We start from the raw sequence: 16,935 nt of genomic DNA, 5'->3' as shown, positions 1-16,935 counted from the left end.
CTGCGGGGCAGAGACTCCAGACATTAAAACTGTGGCCTTACCAGGAACGAAAAGGTGTAGCATAAGCAAAAAGTCGCGCTAATACATCGCGACGCTCGGTGCCAGTTATCATCGCCAGGAAAGCGAAGCTAATAACGTTCAAATCTTGCTGAGAAGGATGTTTATGCATTTTCTTCAAAATAGCATTAACCTTTTTATCATCAAAAAAACTCCAGATAGCCAAAAGTGCCCATCGTTTCCCGGCGGATAAATTTATTATATCGTCTGAAGTATCCCAGTCCGGTGGTAATTCATTAATATTGCTTACACTGTTAATACCGGCAGCAGGGATAATGAAATAATCTGAAAACATATGGACGGCATCTTTCCATGCCTGCAAGAACATAGGTTCATGGATATCATTCATCGCCTTCTCATTTGCATACTGTGCAGCTAAATTAGCATTACAGGCGTAGACCCGTGGCTCGTAGTCACTATAAACATCCGGGACTATCCAACCTGAAGAATGACGCACTGCGTCACAGGATGTGAAGGTGGGCAGTAGAGCAATAAATTGTGGTAATATATTTTGTACTGAACGAGGAAAAAAACGCTTTGCTAACTGAAAGCCCGCATGATTTTCCAGTAATAAGGTTTCAATATCCTCTGAATTATAAATCTGGTACAAAATCCCTTTTTTAGCTTTCAGTCGCTCCAGTTTTTGCTCAAGTCCGGACGATGCAATGGTGGAATAAAATCCAACAAACTCATCACATTCAAATTCAGCAAGTCTGTCCTGAATGTCCTCTTCATCACTGCGACCAACGGACTTTTTAGAAGGAGCGTAGTGTTTGCAGCTAACAAGTTTGGCAATTCGACATCCGGCAATATCAAACTCAACCCGTATATCTATGCCACCATCCGCCCCCCGGCTTGGGCCTTTAGTTACAATCCCTCCCAAAATTTTTTCCATGAATATTTTTGCGAACTTCTCAAATTGGTCGCTATCTGCAGTATCTGCGCTTGCAGAAGCAAGTTCACAGAAATCCAGCCTCGCCATACTCTTCCCCTGACAAATGGTAACGGTTCATAAACAGATTCCGTCTTTTTCTCTTCATTAATCAAGCTACGTATTCAGATAGGTTCCTGAACAGACGACTTGATGACGCTCAAAAGTTATACACGATCTCAATATCAGTTAGTTTTCCTGTATCTGGTTGATTCGAATTAAGCAAAAGCAATGACGTTCAGTCCACGCTTGTACTGAAAGCGGGAAACGGCATTGCCTCGGTCTTTCAAGCCAGATGGTAAAGACAATACCTAAAAATATGCGTAAACGCCGGATGGGCGGTGATACGACTCGACGCTTTACCTCCCTGCCCCGCGGCGCTACAATGCCCGCCCTTAAAGTGGGGGATCTCCCCTTACCGCTGCACCTGGTGCACGCGGATCTGACCTGTCATCAGAACGAGAACAAACATGTTTAAACCGGAACTCCTTTCCCCGGCGGGAACGCTGCAAAATATGCGTTACGCTTTCGCCTATGGTGCCGACGCCGTTTATGCGGGCCAGCCGCGCTACTCGCTGCGCGTGCGCAACAACGAATTCAACCACGAGAACCTGCAGCTCGGCATCAACGAAGCGCATGCCCTGGGCAAAAAATTCTACGTGGTCGTGAACATCGCGCCGCACAACGCCAAGCTGAAAACGTTCATCCGTGACCTGAAGCCGGTGGTGGATATGGGGCCGGACGCGCTGATCATGTCGGACCCGGGTTTAATCATGCTGGTTCGGGAGAACTTCCCGGAGATGGATATTCACCTCTCCGTACAGGCTAACGCCGTCAACTGGGCAACGGTGAAATTCTGGAAGCAGATGGGGCTGACCCGCGTCATCCTGTCCCGCGAGCTTTCGCTAGAAGAGATCGAAGAGATCCGCACCCAGGTGCCGGATATGGAAATCGAAATCTTCGTTCACGGCGCGCTGTGCATGGCCTACTCCGGCCGCTGCCTGCTCTCCGGCTATATCAACAAGCGCGACCCGAATCAGGGCACCTGCACCAACGCCTGCCGCTGGGAATATAACGTCCAGGAAGGCAAAGAGGATGACGTCGGTAATATCGTGCACAAGCACGAGCCTATTCCGGTAACCAACGTTGAGCCGACGCTGGGCATCGGCGCGCCAACCGACAGCGTGTTTATGATTGAAGAAGCCAAACGTCCGGGCGAGTACATGACCGCCTTTGAAGACGAGCACGGCACCTACATCATGAACTCGAAAGATCTGCGCGCCATCGCCCACGTCGAGCGTCTGACGCAGATGGGCGTGCACTCCCTGAAGATCGAAGGCCGCACCAAATCCTATTACTACTGCGCGCGTACCGCACAGGTGTACCGCAAAGCCATCGACGATGCGGCGGCCGGTAAACCGTTCGATACCAGCCTGCTGGAAACCCTGGAAGGCCTGGCGCACCGCGGCTATACCGAGGGCTTCCTGCGTCGTCATACTCACGATGACTACCAGAACTACGAGCACGGCTACTCCGTTTCCGAGCGCCAGCAGTTTGTCGGCGACTTCACCGGCGAGCGCAAAGGCGCGCTGGCGGCCGTCGCGGTGAAAAACAAGTTCACCAAAGGCGACAGCCTGGAGCTGATGACCCCGCAGGGCAACATGAACTTTACGCTGGAACATCTGGAAAACGGCAAAGGCGAAGCGATTGACGTGGCGCCGGGTGATGGTCATACCGTCTGGCTGCCGGTTCCGGAAGAGGTGGAGCTGAAGTTTGCGCTATTGATGCGTAACTTCAACGGTGAAAGCACCCGAAACCCACACGGCAAATAGTTAATCAGGGAAATTTTTTCGCGCTGGGATAATTCTTAGAATCGGATCACATACCGCTTCGTTCAATACGGGTATTATCCCCCCGCTGAAAAACATAACCCATAAATGCTAGCTGTACCAGGAACCACCTCCTTAGCCTGCGTAATCTCCCTTACGCGGGCTTATTTTTTGCCTTCTCTCTCCTCAATCCAGGCAATAAGCTCGTCGATTTGCCCCTCAGAGAACACGGTTATCCCATGCTCTGCGAGCAACGATGCAGCCACACCCCTCCCCGCTTTATGGATCCCGCGAAAAGATCCGTCATAAATAAACTGACTGCCGCACGTGGGGCTGCCATCGGTTAATAGCGCTGCGCTACACCCCGACTCCTGAGCAGCGCGTAGCGCGAGCCAGGCTGCAAGCTGATACTGCTCAGTCACATCCTGCCCTGTATTTTCACTAATTCTGGCTTGCCCGTGCATTACGTCTTTGCCATCAGCGGACATAATCTCTGCCGGAGGACGAGGGACAGGCATCCCGGCCGCAAGTTCAGGGCAGTGGATCACCAGACGCTTTTCCTGCTGCCAGCGAGCGAGCAGCTCGTTCATTCGCGCTTTTTCACTTCCGTTATAACGAACCTTAAAGCCCATCAGGCACGCGCTTACCAAAATTTTATTCATCATCACTTTCCTGTGATTACGTTACTATCATCGCTGGAGTGTAACGCGCTTTCGGGCATATTTTGTTCCTTTCATCCTGTTCTTACCCGCTTTTTTCCTCTCTGCTATACACTCTTACTAACGCTAAAAAAGGGAGCAGCGCGGATGGCAACCTATCCAGACAGTTTATTGATTCTCAATGGCAAAAGCGCGGGCAACGATCTGTTGCGTCAGGCAATTCAGGGTTTGCGCGATGACGGCGCGCGCATTCACGTCAGGGTGACGTGGGAAAAAGGCGACGCGGCACGCTATATCAATGAAGCCCTCGGGCTTGGCGTCAGCACCATCATTTCCGGCGGCGGCGATGGCACCATCAATGAGATTGCGTCAGCGCTTATCGACCTGCCCCCGGCAAACCGGCCGGTGATGGGTATTTTACCGCTCGGCACCGCCAATGATTTTGCCACCAGCGCCGGGATCCCGGAAGAGCTGGAGAAAGCGCTCCAGCTGGCGATCCTCGGCAAGGCCACCGCTGTGGATATTGCGCAGGTGAATGATAAAACCTGCTTTATCAATATGGCGACGGGCGGGTTTGGCACGCGCATCACCAGCGAAACGCCGGAAAAGCTGAAGGCGGCGCTGGGCGGCGTGTCATACCTGATCCACGGCCTGATGCGCATGGACACCCTCAAGCCTGACCGCTGCGAAATTCGCGGCGAGGATTTTCAGTGGCAGGGTGATGCGCTGGTGATTGGGATTGGCAACGGGCGTCAGGCGGGCGGCGGACAGCAGCTCTGCCCGGAGGCGCTGATCAATGACGGTCAGCTCCAGCTGCGTATTTTCACGGGCGACGGCCTGCTGCCCGCGCTGTTTACCACGCTGACGCAGCCGGAAGAGAGTCCAAATATCATCGCCGGGAAATCGGCGTGGTTTGAAGTGAATGCGCCGCACGGGATGACCTTTAACCTCGACGGAGAGCCGCTGAGCGGAACGCAGTTCCGCATTGAGGTGTTGCCCGGCGCGCTGCAGTGCCGGCTACCGCCGGACTGCGTGCTTTTGCGCTGATGTATCACACGGTGAGCAATGATGCCCTCACCCAACCCTCTCTTACCGGGGAGAGGGAGATGGAGCCGTCAGGCAATCGTGACTTTGCTGTCCAGATAGACGTCCTGAACCGCATTGATCAGCTTCACGCCGTCGGCCATCGATTTCTTAAACGCCTTACGGCCAAGGATCAGCCCCATGCCGCCCGCGCGTTTGTTGATCACCGCCGTACGCACCGCGTCTGACAGGTCGGTATCACCGCCCGCCGCGCCGCCGGAGTTGATCAGCCCCGCGCGGCCCATGTAGCAGTTCGCCAGCTGGTAGCGCACCAGGTCGATCGGGTTATCGCTGGTCAGCTTGCTGTAAACGCGGTCATCGGTGTAGCCAAAGTTCACCGCTTTGTAGCCGCCATTATTCTCGGCCATTTTCTGCTTCACGATATCCGCGCCGATGGTCGCCGCCAGGTGGTTCGCCTGCCCGGTCAGGTCGGCGGATACATGGTAATCCACGCCGTCTTTCTTGAACGCGTTGTTGCGCAGATATGCCCACAGCACGGTGACCATGCCCAGCTCGTGCGCGCGCTCAAACGCCGCGGAGATCTCTTCAATCTGACGACGGGACTGTTCGGAGCCGAAGTAAATCGTCGCCCCTACCGCCACCGCGCCCATGTTGAACGCCTGCTCGACGCTGGCGTAGAGGGTCTGGTCATATTCGGTTGGGTAGCTAAGGGTTTCGTTATGGTTCAGCTTCACAAGGAACGGAATGCGGTGGGCATAGCGACGCGAAACCGAGGCCAGCACGCCGTAGGTGGACGCCACGCAGTTACAGCCCGCTTCAATCGCCAGCTCAACAATGTTCTTCGGATCGAAGTAGAGCGGGTTCGCCGCAAAAGAGGCGCCCGCAGAGTGTTCCACGCCCTGGTCCACCGGCAGAATAGAGAGATACCCGGTGCCGCCGAGCCGCCCGGTGTTGTAAAGCGTCTGCATATTTCGCAGGACCGCAGGCGGACGGTTGTTATCGATCATCACGCGGTCAACGTAGTCGTGACCAGGCAGATACAGCTGGTCGGCTGGAATGGTCATACAACGATGCTGTAAAAGGCTGTCGGCGTCTTTGCCAAGCAACTGCGCAATATCAGTCATGTGATACTCCCGTAAGTCCGACGTCGTGTCGGTGTGTGTTTATCCAGTCCCATCTTTTATGGGCAGACTAAGCCTGGTACCGACTTAACAGATTTTCCACTCTTTGCTTTTTTTTTCAGCACAATCTGCTGGCTCGATTCGTGTACAACAAAACTGTTACATTGATCAAACAATCGCCACAAAGGTATTTAAAAGGTATTATTGAGTGGTATGTTAAAGGCGTACCCTCTCTGACATGCAGGATTAAAAAATGAAAACGAAAGTCCAACTGTCATTCATGATGTTTGTTGAATGGTTTATCTGGGGCGCGTGGTTTGTGCCGCTGTGGCTGTGGCTGAGCAAAAGCGGTTTTACCGCCGGGGAAATCGGCTGGTCTTACGCCTGTACCGCCATTGCCGCGATCCTCTCCCCGATTCTGGTCGGCTCGCTGACGGACCGCTTCTTCGCCGCGCAGAAAGTGCTGTCAGTGCTGATGTTCGCCGGAGCCATTCTGATGTACTTCGCCGCGCAGCAAACCCAGTTCAGCACCTTCTTCCCGCTGCTGCTGGTTTACTCCCTGACCTATATGCCGACCATCGCGCTGACCAACAGTATCGCCTTTGCCAACGTGGACGACGTTGAGGCCGATTTCCCGCGCATCCGCGTGATGGGTACCATCGGCTGGATCGCCTCCGGGCTGGCGTGCGGATTCCTGCCGCAGATGCTGGGCTACAGCGATATTTCCGATACCAATATCCCGCTGCTGATGACGGCAGCCAGCTCCGCCCTGCTCGGCGTGTTTGCCCTGTTCCTGCCGAATACGCCGCCGAAAAGTACCGGCAAGCTGGATTTCAAAGTGATGCTCGGGCTGGACGCGCTGATCCTGCTGCGCGACAGAAACTTCCTGGTATTCTTCTTCTGCTCGTTCCTGTTCGCCATGCCGCTGGCCTTCTATTACATCTTCGCCAACGGCTATCTCACCGAAGTGGGGATGAAAAACGCCACCGGCTGGATGACGCTCGGCCAGTTCTCCGAAATCTTCTTTATGCTCGCCCTGCCGTTCTTTACCAAACGCTTTGGTATTAAGAAGGTCTTACTGCTGGGCCTGATTACCGCCGCCATCCGCTACGGGTTCTTTGTTTACGGCGGAGCGGAACAGTACTTTACCTACGCCCTGCTGTTCCTCGGCATTCTGCTGCACGGCGTGAGCTACGACTTCTATTACGTCACCGCGTACATCTACGTGGACAAAAAAGCGCCGGTGCACATGCGCACCGCCGCGCAGGGCCTGATTACGCTGTGCTGTCAGGGCTTTGGTAGCCTGCTGGGTTACCGCCTGGGCGGCGTGATGATGGAAAAAATGTTCGCATACAAAGAGCCGGTGAATGGGCTGACCTTCAACTGGGCCGGAATGTGGACGTTTGGTGCAATCATGATTGCCGTGATTGCCGTGCTGTTTATGCTGTTTTTCCGCGAATCGGATAAAGAGATCGCCGCCATTGCGGTGGTTGATGGCGATGCCGCGCTGACACAAGGGGAAGTTAAATGAAACAAGAACGTGTTCTCGGTGCCCTTTACGGGCAGGCGTTAGGGGATGCGATGGGCATGCCGTCGGAGCTGTGGCCGAGAAAGCGCGTCAAGGCGCACTTCGGCTGGATCGACCGCTTTTTACCCGGCCCGGCAGAGAATAATGCGGCCTGCTATTTCAAACAGGCAGAGTTCACCGACGATACCTCAATGGCGCTGTGCCTGGCGGACGCGCTCATCGAGTGCGACGGGGAGATTAACGCAGACGTTATCGGCAAGCATATTCTGCGCTGGGCGCTCGATTTCGACGCGTTTAATAAGAACGTGCTCGGCCCGACCTCCAAAATCGCGCTTAACGCGATTCGCGACGGCAAGCCGGTTAGCGAACTGGACAACAACGGCGTGACTAACGGGGCAGCGATGCGCGCCTCCCCGCTGGGCTGCCTGCTCCCGGCCACGCGTCTGGAACACTTTGTTGAGCAGGTGGCGCTGGCCTCCAGCCCGACCCATAAATCCGACCTCGCCATTGCCGGCGCGGTGGTGATTGCCTGGGCGGTTTCCCGCGCTATCGACGGCGAAAGCTGGCAGAACATCGTCGATGCGCTGCCGGGTATCGCCCGCTATGCGCAGGAGGCGAAAACCACCACCTTCAGCGCATCGCTGGCGGCACGTATTGAGCTGGCGCTTAAGACCGTGCGGGAAGCCAACGGGGTTGAGTCCGCCAGCGAGCAGGTGTACCAGCTCGTGGGGGCCGGAACCAGCACCATTGAGTCCGTTCCGGCGGCCATTGCGATGGTCGAACTGGCGGGAACCGACCCGAACCGCTGCGCGGTTTTATGCGCCAATCTGGGCGGCGACACCGACACCATTGGCGCGATGGCGACGGCCATCTGCGGCGCGCTCCACGGCGTCCAGGCCATTGACCCGGCGCTGAAGGCCGAGCTCGACGCCGTTAACCGGCTCGATTTCGGCCACTATTGCGCGAAACTGCTGCACTACCGGGAGCAAAGGGAGGGCGTATGAATTCGTTTGCCCAACGTCTCGACACTCTGCACGCCGCGCGGCCGGTGACGGTGCTGGGCGCGGCGGTGATTGACGTCATCGCCGACGCCTACGCCCTGCCCTGGCGCGGGTGCGATATCGAACTCAAACAGCAGGGCGTGAATATCGGCGGCTGCGCGCTGAACATTGCCATCGCTCTGAAACGGCTCGGCATTGCGTCGCAAAACGCCCTGCCCGTCGGCCACGGCGTCTGGGCGGATATTATCCGCAACGCGATGGCGAAGCAGGATCTGCACAGCGCCATTGAGGCCGAAACCGGCGACAACGGCTGGTGCCTGGCGCTGGTGGAGCCAGACGGCGAGCGCACCTTTATGTCCTTTAGCGGCGTGGAGAACCAGTGGCAGCAGCGCTGGCTTGATGTGCTTAACATCCCGTCGAACAGCCTGGTCTATTTATCCGGCTATCAGCTCGCCTCGCCGTGCGGCGAACTGCTGACACGCTGGCTGGAGGGATTACAGGACGTGACGGCCTTTATCGATTTCGGCCCCCGCATCGCGGATATTCCCGACGCTCTGATGGCGCGGATTATGGCCTGCAGGCCGATCGTGTCGCTTAATCGTCAGGAAGCAGAGATCGCAGCCGAACGACTGGGCGTAGCGGCTGACAACCTGGGTGCGGAGTGGCAGCAGCGCTTCGGCGCCGCGCTGATTGTGCGTCATGATAAAGACGGTGCCGCGTGGTATGACGGCGACGATGCGGGCGTTGTTCCGGCGTTCCCGGCGACGGTTGTGGACACCATTGGCGCTGGCGACAGCCACGCGGGCGGCACGCTTGCCGGGCTGGCGGCGGGATGGTCGCTGGCAGACGCCGTTCTGCTGGGGAATGCCGTGGCGTCCTGGGTAGTCAGCCACCGCGGCGGGGACTGCGCCCCGACTCGCGACGAATTATTCCTCGCACACAAAGACGTATAGATCGCTGCGACAGTAGCTGATGCTGTACTCAATCGGCCGGTGCTGTTGGTCAAGCGCGACCTGCTTGATCACCAGCACCGGTATTTTTTCGTCCATCTTAATGTGCGCCTGAAACTCGCTGTCCGGCATGCGGGCGCTAACCCGTGAACGGGTGCGCTGCGGGAAAATATTCTGACTACGGAAGTAATCGTACAGCGAAATGCCAATCGCATCCGGATCGGGAATGAGGCCAACCGGCACCCAGGACTCTTCAATCGACACCGCATCGTCATCCACATAGCGAATGCGCTTGAGCAAAAAGACCTCGCTGTCCGGAGGGACCGACAGATGGTTTGCGACCTCTTCCGGGCACTTCACCACCCGCTTGTTGACCCACAGCGTATTAGGCTTTTGGCCGCGCAGCACTACCTGCTGGGAAAAACCGCGCGCCTCTTTCAGCGAATATTCAAAGATATTGTTGATTTGCGTGCCGTAGCCACGAGAGCGCGTAACTACGCCCTCTTCCTCCAGCGCCTGCATCGCCTTTCGTACGGTGATGCGCGACACACCGGTTAACTGGCTCAGATCGCGCTCGCCGGGCAAAATATTCCCGTGCTCCAGCACCCCGCTGCGCACCGCGTTTTTTACCGTTTCGGCAAATTTCAGGTACAGCGGCGTGTTGTCAGGCGCGGCGATCCGTTCATTCAGTTGAGCGATTAACCGGGTATGCGCTTGTTCCATCTCTGTTTTCTCAGGCGTGGTGTTTCCTGCCAGTATACTGGGTTACCACCATGCATGAAAATGATGAACCGGTCCAATACCGTGACCCACTTCCAGAGTATCGGCTTTTGCCAGCGCCGCCGAGAGCCAGGTTTTCGCTTCGCGCACCGTATCGGCCCAGCCGTCATGCCGCGGGCGCAGCGCCGCCAGCGCGGCGGAGAGCGTACAGCCCGTGCCGTGGGTGTTTTTGGTCTGCACGCGCGGAGCGGTAAAACGTACTTCGCCGTCGCGGGTAAAGAGCCAGTCCGGGCTTTCAGCATCATCCAGATGACCGCCCTTCATCAGCACCGCCCCGCAGCCCATCGCCAGCAGCGCGTTTCCCTGCGCTTTCATCTCGCGTTCAGTTTGCGCATGCGATGTGCCTAACAGCGCGGCGGCTTCCGGCAGATTGGGCGTGATAAGCGCCACCTGCGGCAGTAACTTTGTACGCAGCGTCTCCACGGCGGAGGTGGAGAGCAGCGGGTCGCCGCTTTTTGCCAGCATGACGGTATCCAGCACCACGTTTTGCACCTGATAGCGTTTAAGCCGCTCGGCCACCGCCTCCACAATATCCGTCTCCGCCAGCATGCCGATCTTGGTGGTATCGATGCGCACATCGCTGAACACTGAATCCAGCTGCGCGGCAACAAAATCCGGCTCGATACGGTAGACCGACTGAACGCCGCGCGTGTTTTGTGCCACCAGCGCGGTAATGACCGAGCAGCCGTACGCGCCAAGGGCCGAGAAGGTTTTGAGATCGGCCTGGATACCCGCGCCGCCGCTGGGATCGGTGCCGGCAATGGTCAGGGCGTTAATCCGCTTCATGCCTGCTCCTCCAGCGTATAGAGCGCATCCAGAAACGCGCTGGCAAAACTGCCAGGCCCACGTGACTGCGCAACGGCCACCGTTCCGGCCCGCTTCATCCATCCGCAGGCGGCAGCGACGTTATCCATCCGGTCGCCCGGCAGCGAGCAGCTCGCCGCCACAACGGCAGAAAGCGCGCATCCCGTTCCCACTACGCGCGTCATCAACGGATCGCCGCCCGTTACCGTGCGGGTGCGTTGCCCGTCAGTGATGTAATCCACCTCACCGGTGACGACCACAACGGCATTGGTCTGGCGCGCCAGCGCCTGCGCAGCAGGCACCGCGCTGGCTGCGGTATCGGTTGTATCGACGCCGCGCCCGCCCGCGCTCATTCCGGCAAGGGCCAGAATCTCGGAGGCATTGCCGCGAATAGCAGCCGGTTTCAGGGCAAGGATTTGATGGCAAAAACGGGTGCGGAACGTCAGGGCGCCCGCGGCAACCGGGTCCAGCGTCCAGGGCTTGCCTGCCGCCACCGCGCTTTCTATTGCCCGACGCATCGACTGGGCGCGCGGCGAGGTCAGCGTGCCAACATTAATCAGCAGCGCATCGGCAATCGCGGCAAACTGTTCAGCCTCTTCGGCCTCAATCACCATCGCGGGTGAGGCGCCAAGCGCCAGCAAAACGTTGGCCGTAAAAGTCTGTACGACATCGTTGGTCATACAGTGGGTCAGCGGAGAACGGGTTCGGAAGTGGTGTAAAACGTGTAAATCGAGCAGGTCAGGCTGCATGGTTTCGCTCCTGCCTTGCGTGAAGAAGCGATGACCTGGAAGGCATCTGACTTCCCTACGCTGGCATTATCCAGATCAGGTAATACGGGTATTTCTCAGCCTTCACAAGGAAGGGCACCCCGAGTCAAAATACTTTTAAAACAGTGAGTTATGAAACTCATTAACGTTATGTAGTGTAACCGCGGCCCCAGGCCAGGCGCAAGGAGTTTCGATTTATCACGCCGTTGTCACCGCGGAAATCTCCAGGCGCTCTTTCCCGTTATTTGCCAACATTTATTACGCTTTAGTTAATTCTGGTTCAGTAATTGTTAATACGTTATTGAAAAACTTTATTACGTACTTTTACTGAGACTATTATTTTTATTTTTTATTACGTGCTCATTACGCTTTTATAAGATAGGGAAACTTCTTTCGCATGAAAGAATAAGACAGTATTAATTTATTTAACTCTATTAAACATTTGTACTTTGATCAATAGCTTAACGCTCCCCTGGATTTATCGCATAATCCATAAGTTAATGTATACATTAAATAAACCTCCTCGATACCGCACCCTGCCCTTTCATTTATTCATATCATTTATGATTTAGATCAAAATCATCAATTTGGGTTTAATCGATAGTTTATTCACGCTACTAAAAAAGGTCCGGGCATTGAATATCCTGTATTGAGATATGGAAATACAGATATCCACATGCCACTAAAGCCAAAACTGTTCTGCTTAATTTTGTTTTTTAATACGTTAATGATGTGAGTCCTTCGAATGAAAATTTTCAATAAATCTGTTATTCCTGTTTTTGTATTTGGGGTGGTCGCCGGTAGCGCCGTGAATATTACCAACGCTGCTGCTGCCGTTTGGGATGACGCATCAATCACAGATATTGTGAATGACCATCAAGACCAAATTACGCAAAACAGGGTCGATAGCATTGCTCGCGATCTCTCAACTGAAAATCGCTTAACGCAGGTGGATAGCGACCTTCAATCCACTAAATTAGGTGTTTTGGTTATTGAGCAAGCCACAAATGACGCTTATCAAAAAGCCTTGCTTGCTGGTGCGCTTGCAGATACCGCCAATCAAAAAAGCGATGCGGCTTTACAGGGCGTCATGACGAACGGCACAGAAATTATCAATATGGAAAACGTTAACAAAGTGCAAGATAACCGTCTTGATAGCCTGGAAAGTGCTCCTAAACCCACTAACGGCGTAGATGGCAAAGATGGCGTGACGACCACCGTGACGCACATGCAGGTAGACGCAGCAACACAAACTAAAGTGGCTAATAATACCCAGGCAGTTACCGCCACCGCACAGGATCTGCTGGCAACGAAACAGACGTTACAGGCAATGAATAACAATACCAACCAGCAATTTAAATCACTGCACGATGAAGTAGATAATAATAAGAAGCAAGCTAATGCCGGTATTTCAGGTGCCATGGCGATGGCTGGATTACCGCAGGTACAAACGAATCAGCATGTTATGTTCTCTGCTGGCGGAGCCACATACAATAGTGAAAGCGCCCTTGCCGTTGGGGCATCCGTTAACTTTAGTTCACATGTGATCGCGAAAGTGAGCTTCTCTGATGATACCGCCAATAATATGGGAGCGTCAGTTGGCGTCGGAATGGGCTTTTAACGATATAGAACTTAAGCATTATTAACTGGCGCCATTACGTTAATAACCCCCTTGCCTCCGGCAAGAATAGCGATGACAGAAAAAACATGCTCAGACATATCATTATTTCAGCGACCCTGTATCTGATGCTCATTGGCGTCGGTATTTGGATCGGCATGATGTACGTCTCCTATTATCTGTGCGTTTTATAAGGTGAACAAAAGTTTAGCCATGAAAACTCAATTAATATGGATTGCACTGATGTTAACGGTAGCGACAACACCGGCTCATGCGATTAACGCGCATTATCGTGCTCAATTAGAACGTTCAGGATGTACTGAGATGAACGCGAATGACGGCTCTTGTGATATTCACAAAACAAAAGCCCAAAATACGGCACAGCACACAACTGCTGCGGTCCACGACCCTTTGCGTGAAGCCACTTTCACATCGGATGCGGTTAACGCCACGATTTCAAACGGCTTTTTTAACGCCACCATTAACGGCAAAAAGGCCATCGTGAAATGTCTGAATGCTCATTTCTATGAGATTCACGGTAATGGTTTTGTTATATCGCTAAGCCTTAATGAGAACGGCATTACGGCGGCGTCCTGGAATAAGACGACGGGGCGTAACCACGGCATTTTGCAGGTGTCGCAGAAATAAAGCGAACAAGGAGGCCGTCTGCCTCCTTTTCGGTCAGCGAATGGCACGATTTGTCACACTCTTTTTTATGAATTTACAGTCAGGACAGAACACACGTAACAGTCTGTTTTTGTTTACCATAAAGTGCAATTTTCTTTCTTAAAAAGGGGATATACCCTCCCCTGAGCGCCATGTCACAAAACAGTAAACAAATTAACCATTGAGCCCCGTGGCAAAAGGCTCTATATTGGCGGCGTTTTTTTCAGGCCCCCATCTGTTTTTTAACTTTTTATTCAATCGTGGCTCATAACGAAGCGGCGGTTGTAGGAGTGATATGATGACGGATAAAGTCCGTATTGACACCGTAGATGCCCACAAAAGCAACGAAACCTATCTGGCCCGTCAGGCCGAGTTTGAATCTAACGTCAGGAGTTATCCGCGCAAACTGCCTTTAGCCATAACTAAAGCAGAAGGCGTGTGGATCACCGATGCAGATAATAAAGAATACCTTGACTGTTTAGCAGGCGCGGGGACCCTTGCGCTTGGCCATAACCATCCTGATGTGCTGAAAAGCATCCAAAATGTCATTACCAGCGGCTTGCCGTTACATACCCTGGATCTGACTACGCCTCTGAAAGACGCGTTTTCTGAATACCTGCTCTCTCTGCTGCCTGGTCAGGGCAAAGAGTACTGCCTGCAGTTCACCGGTCCATCCGGTGCTGACGCCGTTGAAGCGGCGCTGAAGCTGGCGAAAAAAGTGACCGGTCGTAGCGGTATCATCAGCTTCTCTGGTGGTTACCACGGTATGACCCACGGCGCGCTGTCCGTGACCGGCAACCTGTCTCCGAAAGAAGCGGTTGACGGTATGATGCCAGAAGTGCAGTTCATGCCTTACCCGCACGAGTACCGTTGCCCGCTGGGTATCGGTGGTGAAGCGGGCGTGAAAGCGCTGACGTACTACTTCGATAACCTGATCAACGACGTTGAAAGCGGCGTGCGTAAACCTGCTGCGGTGATTCTGGAAGCCGTTCAGGGCGAAGGCGGCGTGAACCCGGCTCCGGCTGAGTGGCTGCAGCGCATCCGTAAAGTGACTCAGGAACACGGCATTCTGCTGATCCTCGACGAAGTTCAGGCTGGCTTTGCCCGTACCGGTAAATTCTTCGCCTTCGAACACGCGGGCATTGAGCCAGACATTATTGTGATGTCTAAAGCCGTAGGTGGCGGTCTGCCGCTGGCCGTGCTCGGTATCAAAAAGCAGTTCGACGCATGGGCGCCAGGCCACCACACCGGTACCTTCCGCGGCAATCAGCTGGCGATGGCAACCGGTCTGACGACGCTGAAAATCCTGAAAGATCAGAACATCGCGGGCAAAGTTGCCGCTCAGGGCGAATGGCTGAAAGGCCAGCTGAAAGAGATGGCGAAACGCTATCCTGTTATCGGCCACGTGCGCGGTCTGGGCATGATGATCGGTATTGAGATCGTTAAGCCACACGAAGCCGCTGACCACATGGGCTGCTTCCCGGGCGACGGCGAGCTGTCTGCACTGATTCAGAAGAAGTGCTTCGAAGCCGGTCTGATTCTGGAGCGCGGTGGCCGTAACGGTATCGTTCTGCGTCTGCTGCCGTCTCTGCTGATCAGCGACGAAGAGCTGAAAATCTTCCTGGATAAATTTGAGCAGGCACTGCTTGCTGCGGGCGTTCGCCCGGCGTAACCGGAGTTATTGATTACGATGTCTGATTCAAACCCAATTTTGTTCTCCTCTGCGCAGAGCATTGAAGCTTACCAGCAGGCGATCGAACAAAGCACTCAGGCTGTGATGCAGTGGCTGAAACAGCCTGAGATGTACCAGGGCAAAACGGTCGCGGAATTGCGCGAGCGTATTAAGCTGGATTTCAACCCGAAAGGGCTGGGCAACGAAGCGGCGATTGAACGCGCCGTGGAGTTCTTTCTGAAAGACAGCTTGTCCGTTCATCACCCGCAGTGCGTGGCGCACCTGCACTGCCCAAGCCTGGTCGTAAGCCAGGCGGCGGAAGTGCTGATCAACGCCACTAACCAGAGTATGGACTCCTGGGATCAAAGCCCGTCCGCAACCATTATCGAGATCAAGCTGATCGAGTGGCTGCGTACCCGCGTGGGTTATCAGGCCGGCGACGCCGGTGTCTTCACCAGCGGCGGCACCCAGAGCAACCTGATGGGCCTGATGCTGGCTCGCGATGCGTTCTTTGCGCGTCAGGGTCACTCCGTTCAGCAGGACGGCCTGGTCGGCGATTTGCGCAAAATTCGCGTACTGTGCTCTGAAAACGCACACTTCTCCGTGCAGAAAAACATGGCGCTGATGGGTCTCGGCTACCAGTCCGTCGTGCAGGTGAAAACGGACGAATTCTCCCGCATGGCTCTGACCGATCTGGCGGTGAAAATCGAACAGTGCAACGCGAACGGCGAGCAGATTCTGGCGATCGTCGCAACGGCAGGCACCACCGATGCCGGTGCTATCGACCCGCTGCGTGCGATTGCAGAGCTGGCCGCGAAGCAGAACATCTGGGTACACGTTGATGCGGCCTGGGGCGGCGCGCTGCTGATGTCTGAGCAGTATCGTCACTACCTGGACGGCATCGAGCTGGTGGATTCCGTCACCCTGGACTTCCACAAGCAGTTCTTCCAGACCATCAGCTGCGGCGCGTTCCTGCTGAAAGAAGCACGTCACTATGAGCTGATGCGCTATCAGGCGGCCTACCTGAACTCCGAATTCGACGAAGAAGCCGGCGTGCCTAACCTGGTGTCCAAATCTCTGCAGACCACCCGTCGTTTTGACGCGCTGAAGCTGTGGATGAGCCTGGAAGCGCTGGGTCAGGAGCAATACGCGGCGATCATCGACCACGGCGTGACCCTGGCGCAGCAGGTTGCAGCCTACGTGAAAGAGCAGCCTGCTCTGGAACTGGTTATGCAGCCACAGCTGGCAAGCGTTCTGTTCCGCTTCCGCGGAAAGGTGCAGATGGATGACGCGGGCATCGCCCTGCTGAACCAGAAAATTGGTGATGCGCTGCTGGAATCCGGCCGTGCGAACGTTGGTGTGACCGAGCACAACGGCGTCACCTGCCTGAAGCTGACGCTGCTGAACCCAACCGTGACGCTGGAAGATATTAAAATCCTGCTGTCTCTGGTTGAGCGCACCGCGCAGGAAGTTCTGGCTAAGTAATACAACACCCCTCTTCCGCCGGG

General features: G+C 54.9%; 15 protein-coding genes and 1 riboswitch. Of the genes, 9 read left to right on the top strand and 6 right to left on the bottom strand.

Annotated features, from left to right (window positions below; all coding sequences use genetic code 11):
- Window positions 1-37 precede the first annotated feature (37 nt).
- The gene (locus USF70_RS19340) at window positions 38-1,039 is read right to left on the bottom strand and encodes a hypothetical protein (RefSeq protein ID WP_048976170.1); all 1,002 of its coding nucleotides are present in this window, start codon (window positions 1,037-1,039) and stop codon (window positions 38-40) included.
- Between the two features lie 419 nt (window positions 1,040-1,458).
- On the opposite strand from USF70_RS19340, the gene yegQ reads away from it, so the two are divergent.
- Window positions 1,459-2,820: a tRNA 5-hydroxyuridine modification protein YegQ gene (gene yegQ / locus USF70_RS19335; protein WP_023312421.1), complete on the top strand. Its 1,362-nt coding sequence runs from the start codon at window positions 1,459-1,461 to the stop codon at window positions 2,818-2,820.
- Window positions 2,821-2,981: 161 nt separating this feature from the next.
- On the opposite strand, the gene USF70_RS19330 is transcribed toward yegQ, so the two are convergent.
- The gene (locus tag USF70_RS19330; RefSeq protein WP_064672814.1) at window positions 2,982-3,482 is read right to left on the bottom strand and encodes a DUF523 domain-containing protein; all 501 of its coding nucleotides are present in this window, start codon (window positions 3,480-3,482) and stop codon (window positions 2,982-2,984) included.
- Between the two features lie 141 nt (window positions 3,483-3,623).
- On the opposite strand from USF70_RS19330, the gene yegS reads away from it, so the two are divergent.
- Window positions 3,624-4,523: a lipid kinase YegS gene (gene yegS, locus USF70_RS19325; RefSeq protein WP_033145995.1), complete on the top strand. Its 900-nt coding sequence runs from the start codon at window positions 3,624-3,626 to the stop codon at window positions 4,521-4,523.
- 68 nt (window positions 4,524-4,591) lie between these two features.
- Here yegS and fbaB read toward each other — a convergent pair whose 3' ends face one another.
- Window positions 4,592-5,644: a class I fructose-bisphosphate aldolase gene (gene fbaB / locus USF70_RS19320; protein WP_023312424.1), complete on the bottom strand. Its 1,053-nt coding sequence runs from the start codon at window positions 5,642-5,644 to the stop codon at window positions 4,592-4,594.
- A 250-nt stretch (window positions 5,645-5,894) separates the two neighbouring features.
- Here fbaB and USF70_RS19315 point away from each other — a divergent pair, with 250 nt between their 5' ends.
- From USF70_RS19315 to USF70_RS19305, 3 genes are read left to right on the top strand one after another with little or no spacing between them, the layout of a single operon-like run.
- Window positions 5,895-7,172, top strand: a complete 1,278-nt coding sequence (locus USF70_RS19315) for a nucleoside permease (RefSeq protein WP_033145997.1) — start codon at window positions 5,895-5,897, stop codon at window positions 7,170-7,172.
- On the top strand, window positions 7,169-8,173 hold the full coding sequence (locus USF70_RS19310; RefSeq protein ID WP_221702081.1) for an ADP-ribosylglycohydrolase family protein: 1,005 nt from the start codon (window positions 7,169-7,171) through the stop codon (window positions 8,171-8,173). The genes USF70_RS19315 and USF70_RS19310 overlap by 4 nt, the downstream gene beginning before the upstream one ends.
- Window positions 8,170-9,123 carry a PfkB family carbohydrate kinase gene (locus USF70_RS19305; RefSeq protein WP_320735923.1) on the top strand — a complete coding sequence of 318 codons (954 nt, stop codon included), beginning with the start codon at window positions 8,170-8,172 and terminating at the stop codon, window positions 9,121-9,123. Before USF70_RS19310 ends, USF70_RS19305 begins: the two co-directional genes overlap by 4 nt.
- On the opposite strand, the gene USF70_RS19300 is transcribed toward USF70_RS19305, so the two are convergent.
- From USF70_RS19300 to thiM, 3 genes are read right to left on the bottom strand one after another with little or no spacing between them, the layout of a single operon-like run.
- Window positions 9,097-9,843: a GntR family transcriptional regulator gene (locus tag USF70_RS19300; RefSeq protein ID WP_033146000.1), complete on the bottom strand. Its 747-nt coding sequence runs from the start codon at window positions 9,841-9,843 to the stop codon at window positions 9,097-9,099. The two genes, USF70_RS19305 and USF70_RS19300, sit on opposite strands and share 27 nt — an antisense overlap.
- Window positions 9,844-9,885: 42 nt before the next feature.
- Window positions 9,886-10,686, bottom strand: coding sequence for a bifunctional hydroxymethylpyrimidine kinase/phosphomethylpyrimidine kinase (thiD, locus tag USF70_RS19295; RefSeq protein WP_320735922.1), 801 nt, complete (start codon window positions 10,684-10,686; stop codon window positions 9,886-9,888).
- On the bottom strand, window positions 10,683-11,453 hold the full coding sequence (gene thiM, locus USF70_RS19290; protein ID WP_045887884.1) for a hydroxyethylthiazole kinase: 771 nt from the start codon (window positions 11,451-11,453) through the stop codon (window positions 10,683-10,685). Before thiM ends, thiD begins: the two co-directional genes overlap by 4 nt.
- 35 nt (window positions 11,454-11,488) lie before the next feature.
- Window positions 11,489-11,585: riboswitch (TPP riboswitch) on the bottom strand.
- Between the two features lie 631 nt (window positions 11,586-12,216).
- On the opposite strand from thiM, the gene USF70_RS19285 reads away from it, so the two are divergent.
- From USF70_RS19285 to USF70_RS19270, 4 genes are all read left to right on the top strand, one after another.
- Window positions 12,217-13,092 carry a YadA C-terminal domain-containing protein gene (locus USF70_RS19285; RefSeq protein WP_320735921.1) on the top strand — a complete coding sequence of 292 codons (876 nt, stop codon included), beginning with the start codon at window positions 12,217-12,219 and terminating at the stop codon, window positions 13,090-13,092.
- A 210-nt stretch (window positions 13,093-13,302) separates the two neighbouring features.
- The gene (locus tag USF70_RS19280) at window positions 13,303-13,737 is read left to right on the top strand and encodes a hypothetical protein (RefSeq protein ID WP_047060507.1); all 435 of its coding nucleotides are present in this window, start codon (window positions 13,303-13,305) and stop codon (window positions 13,735-13,737) included.
- A gap of 313 nt (window positions 13,738-14,050) precedes the next feature.
- Window positions 14,051-15,427 (top strand): diaminobutyrate--2-oxoglutarate transaminase, encoded by a 1,377-nt coding sequence (locus tag USF70_RS19275; protein ID WP_014884533.1) that lies wholly within the window; start codon window positions 14,051-14,053, stop codon window positions 15,425-15,427.
- Between the two features lie 18 nt (window positions 15,428-15,445).
- Window positions 15,446-16,912, top strand: coding sequence for an aspartate aminotransferase family protein (locus tag USF70_RS19270; RefSeq protein WP_320735920.1), 1,467 nt, complete (start codon window positions 15,446-15,448; stop codon window positions 16,910-16,912).
- Window positions 16,913-16,935 lie beyond the last annotated feature (23 nt).

The organism is Enterobacter sp. 237C8 (genome assembly GCF_034106865.1).
In the GTDB taxonomy this organism is placed as follows: Bacteria; Pseudomonadota; Gammaproteobacteria; order Enterobacterales; family Enterobacteriaceae; genus Enterobacter; species Enterobacter asburiae_B.
This window is presented reverse-complemented; position numbering and strand designations above follow the sequence as displayed.

Bases quoted from the DNA above. Each gene is read 5' to 3' on its own strand.
- USF70_RS19270 (WP_320735920.1), top strand. From the start codon at position 15,446: ATGTCTGATTCAAACCCAATTTTGTTCTCCTCTGCGCAGAGCATTGAA.
- USF70_RS19300 (WP_033146000.1), bottom strand. From the start codon at position 9,843: ATGGAACAAGCGCATACCCGGTTAATCGCTCAACTGAATGAACGGATC.
- USF70_RS19315 (WP_033145997.1), top strand. From the start codon at position 5,895: ATGAAAACGAAAGTCCAACTGTCATTCATGATGTTTGTTGAATGGTTT.
- USF70_RS19280 (WP_047060507.1), top strand. From the start codon at position 13,303: ATGAAAACTCAATTAATATGGATTGCACTGATGTTAACGGTAGCGACA.
- USF70_RS19330 (WP_064672814.1), bottom strand. From the start codon at position 3,482: ATGATGAATAAAATTTTGGTAAGCGCGTGCCTGATGGGCTTTAAGGTT.
- thiD (WP_320735922.1), bottom strand. From the start codon at position 10,686: ATGAAGCGGATTAACGCCCTGACCATTGCCGGCACCGATCCCAGCGGC.
- USF70_RS19310 (WP_221702081.1), top strand. From the start codon at position 7,169: ATGAAACAAGAACGTGTTCTCGGTGCCCTTTACGGGCAGGCGTTAGGG.
- USF70_RS19275 (WP_014884533.1), top strand. From the start codon at position 14,051: ATGATGACGGATAAAGTCCGTATTGACACCGTAGATGCCCACAAAAGC.
- USF70_RS19340 (WP_048976170.1), bottom strand. From the start codon at position 1,039: ATGGCGAGGCTGGATTTCTGTGAACTTGCTTCTGCAAGCGCAGATACT.
- USF70_RS19305 (WP_320735923.1), top strand. From the start codon at position 8,170: ATGAATTCGTTTGCCCAACGTCTCGACACTCTGCACGCCGCGCGGCCG.
- yegQ (WP_023312421.1), top strand. From the start codon at position 1,459: ATGTTTAAACCGGAACTCCTTTCCCCGGCGGGAACGCTGCAAAATATG.
- fbaB (WP_023312424.1), bottom strand. From the start codon at position 5,644: ATGACTGATATTGCGCAGTTGCTTGGCAAAGACGCCGACAGCCTTTTA.
- thiM (WP_045887884.1), bottom strand. From the start codon at position 11,453: ATGCAGCCTGACCTGCTCGATTTACACGTTTTACACCACTTCCGAACC.
- yegS (WP_033145995.1), top strand. From the start codon at position 3,624: ATGGCAACCTATCCAGACAGTTTATTGATTCTCAATGGCAAAAGCGCG.
- USF70_RS19285 (WP_320735921.1), top strand. From the start codon at position 12,217: ATGAAAATTTTCAATAAATCTGTTATTCCTGTTTTTGTATTTGGGGTG.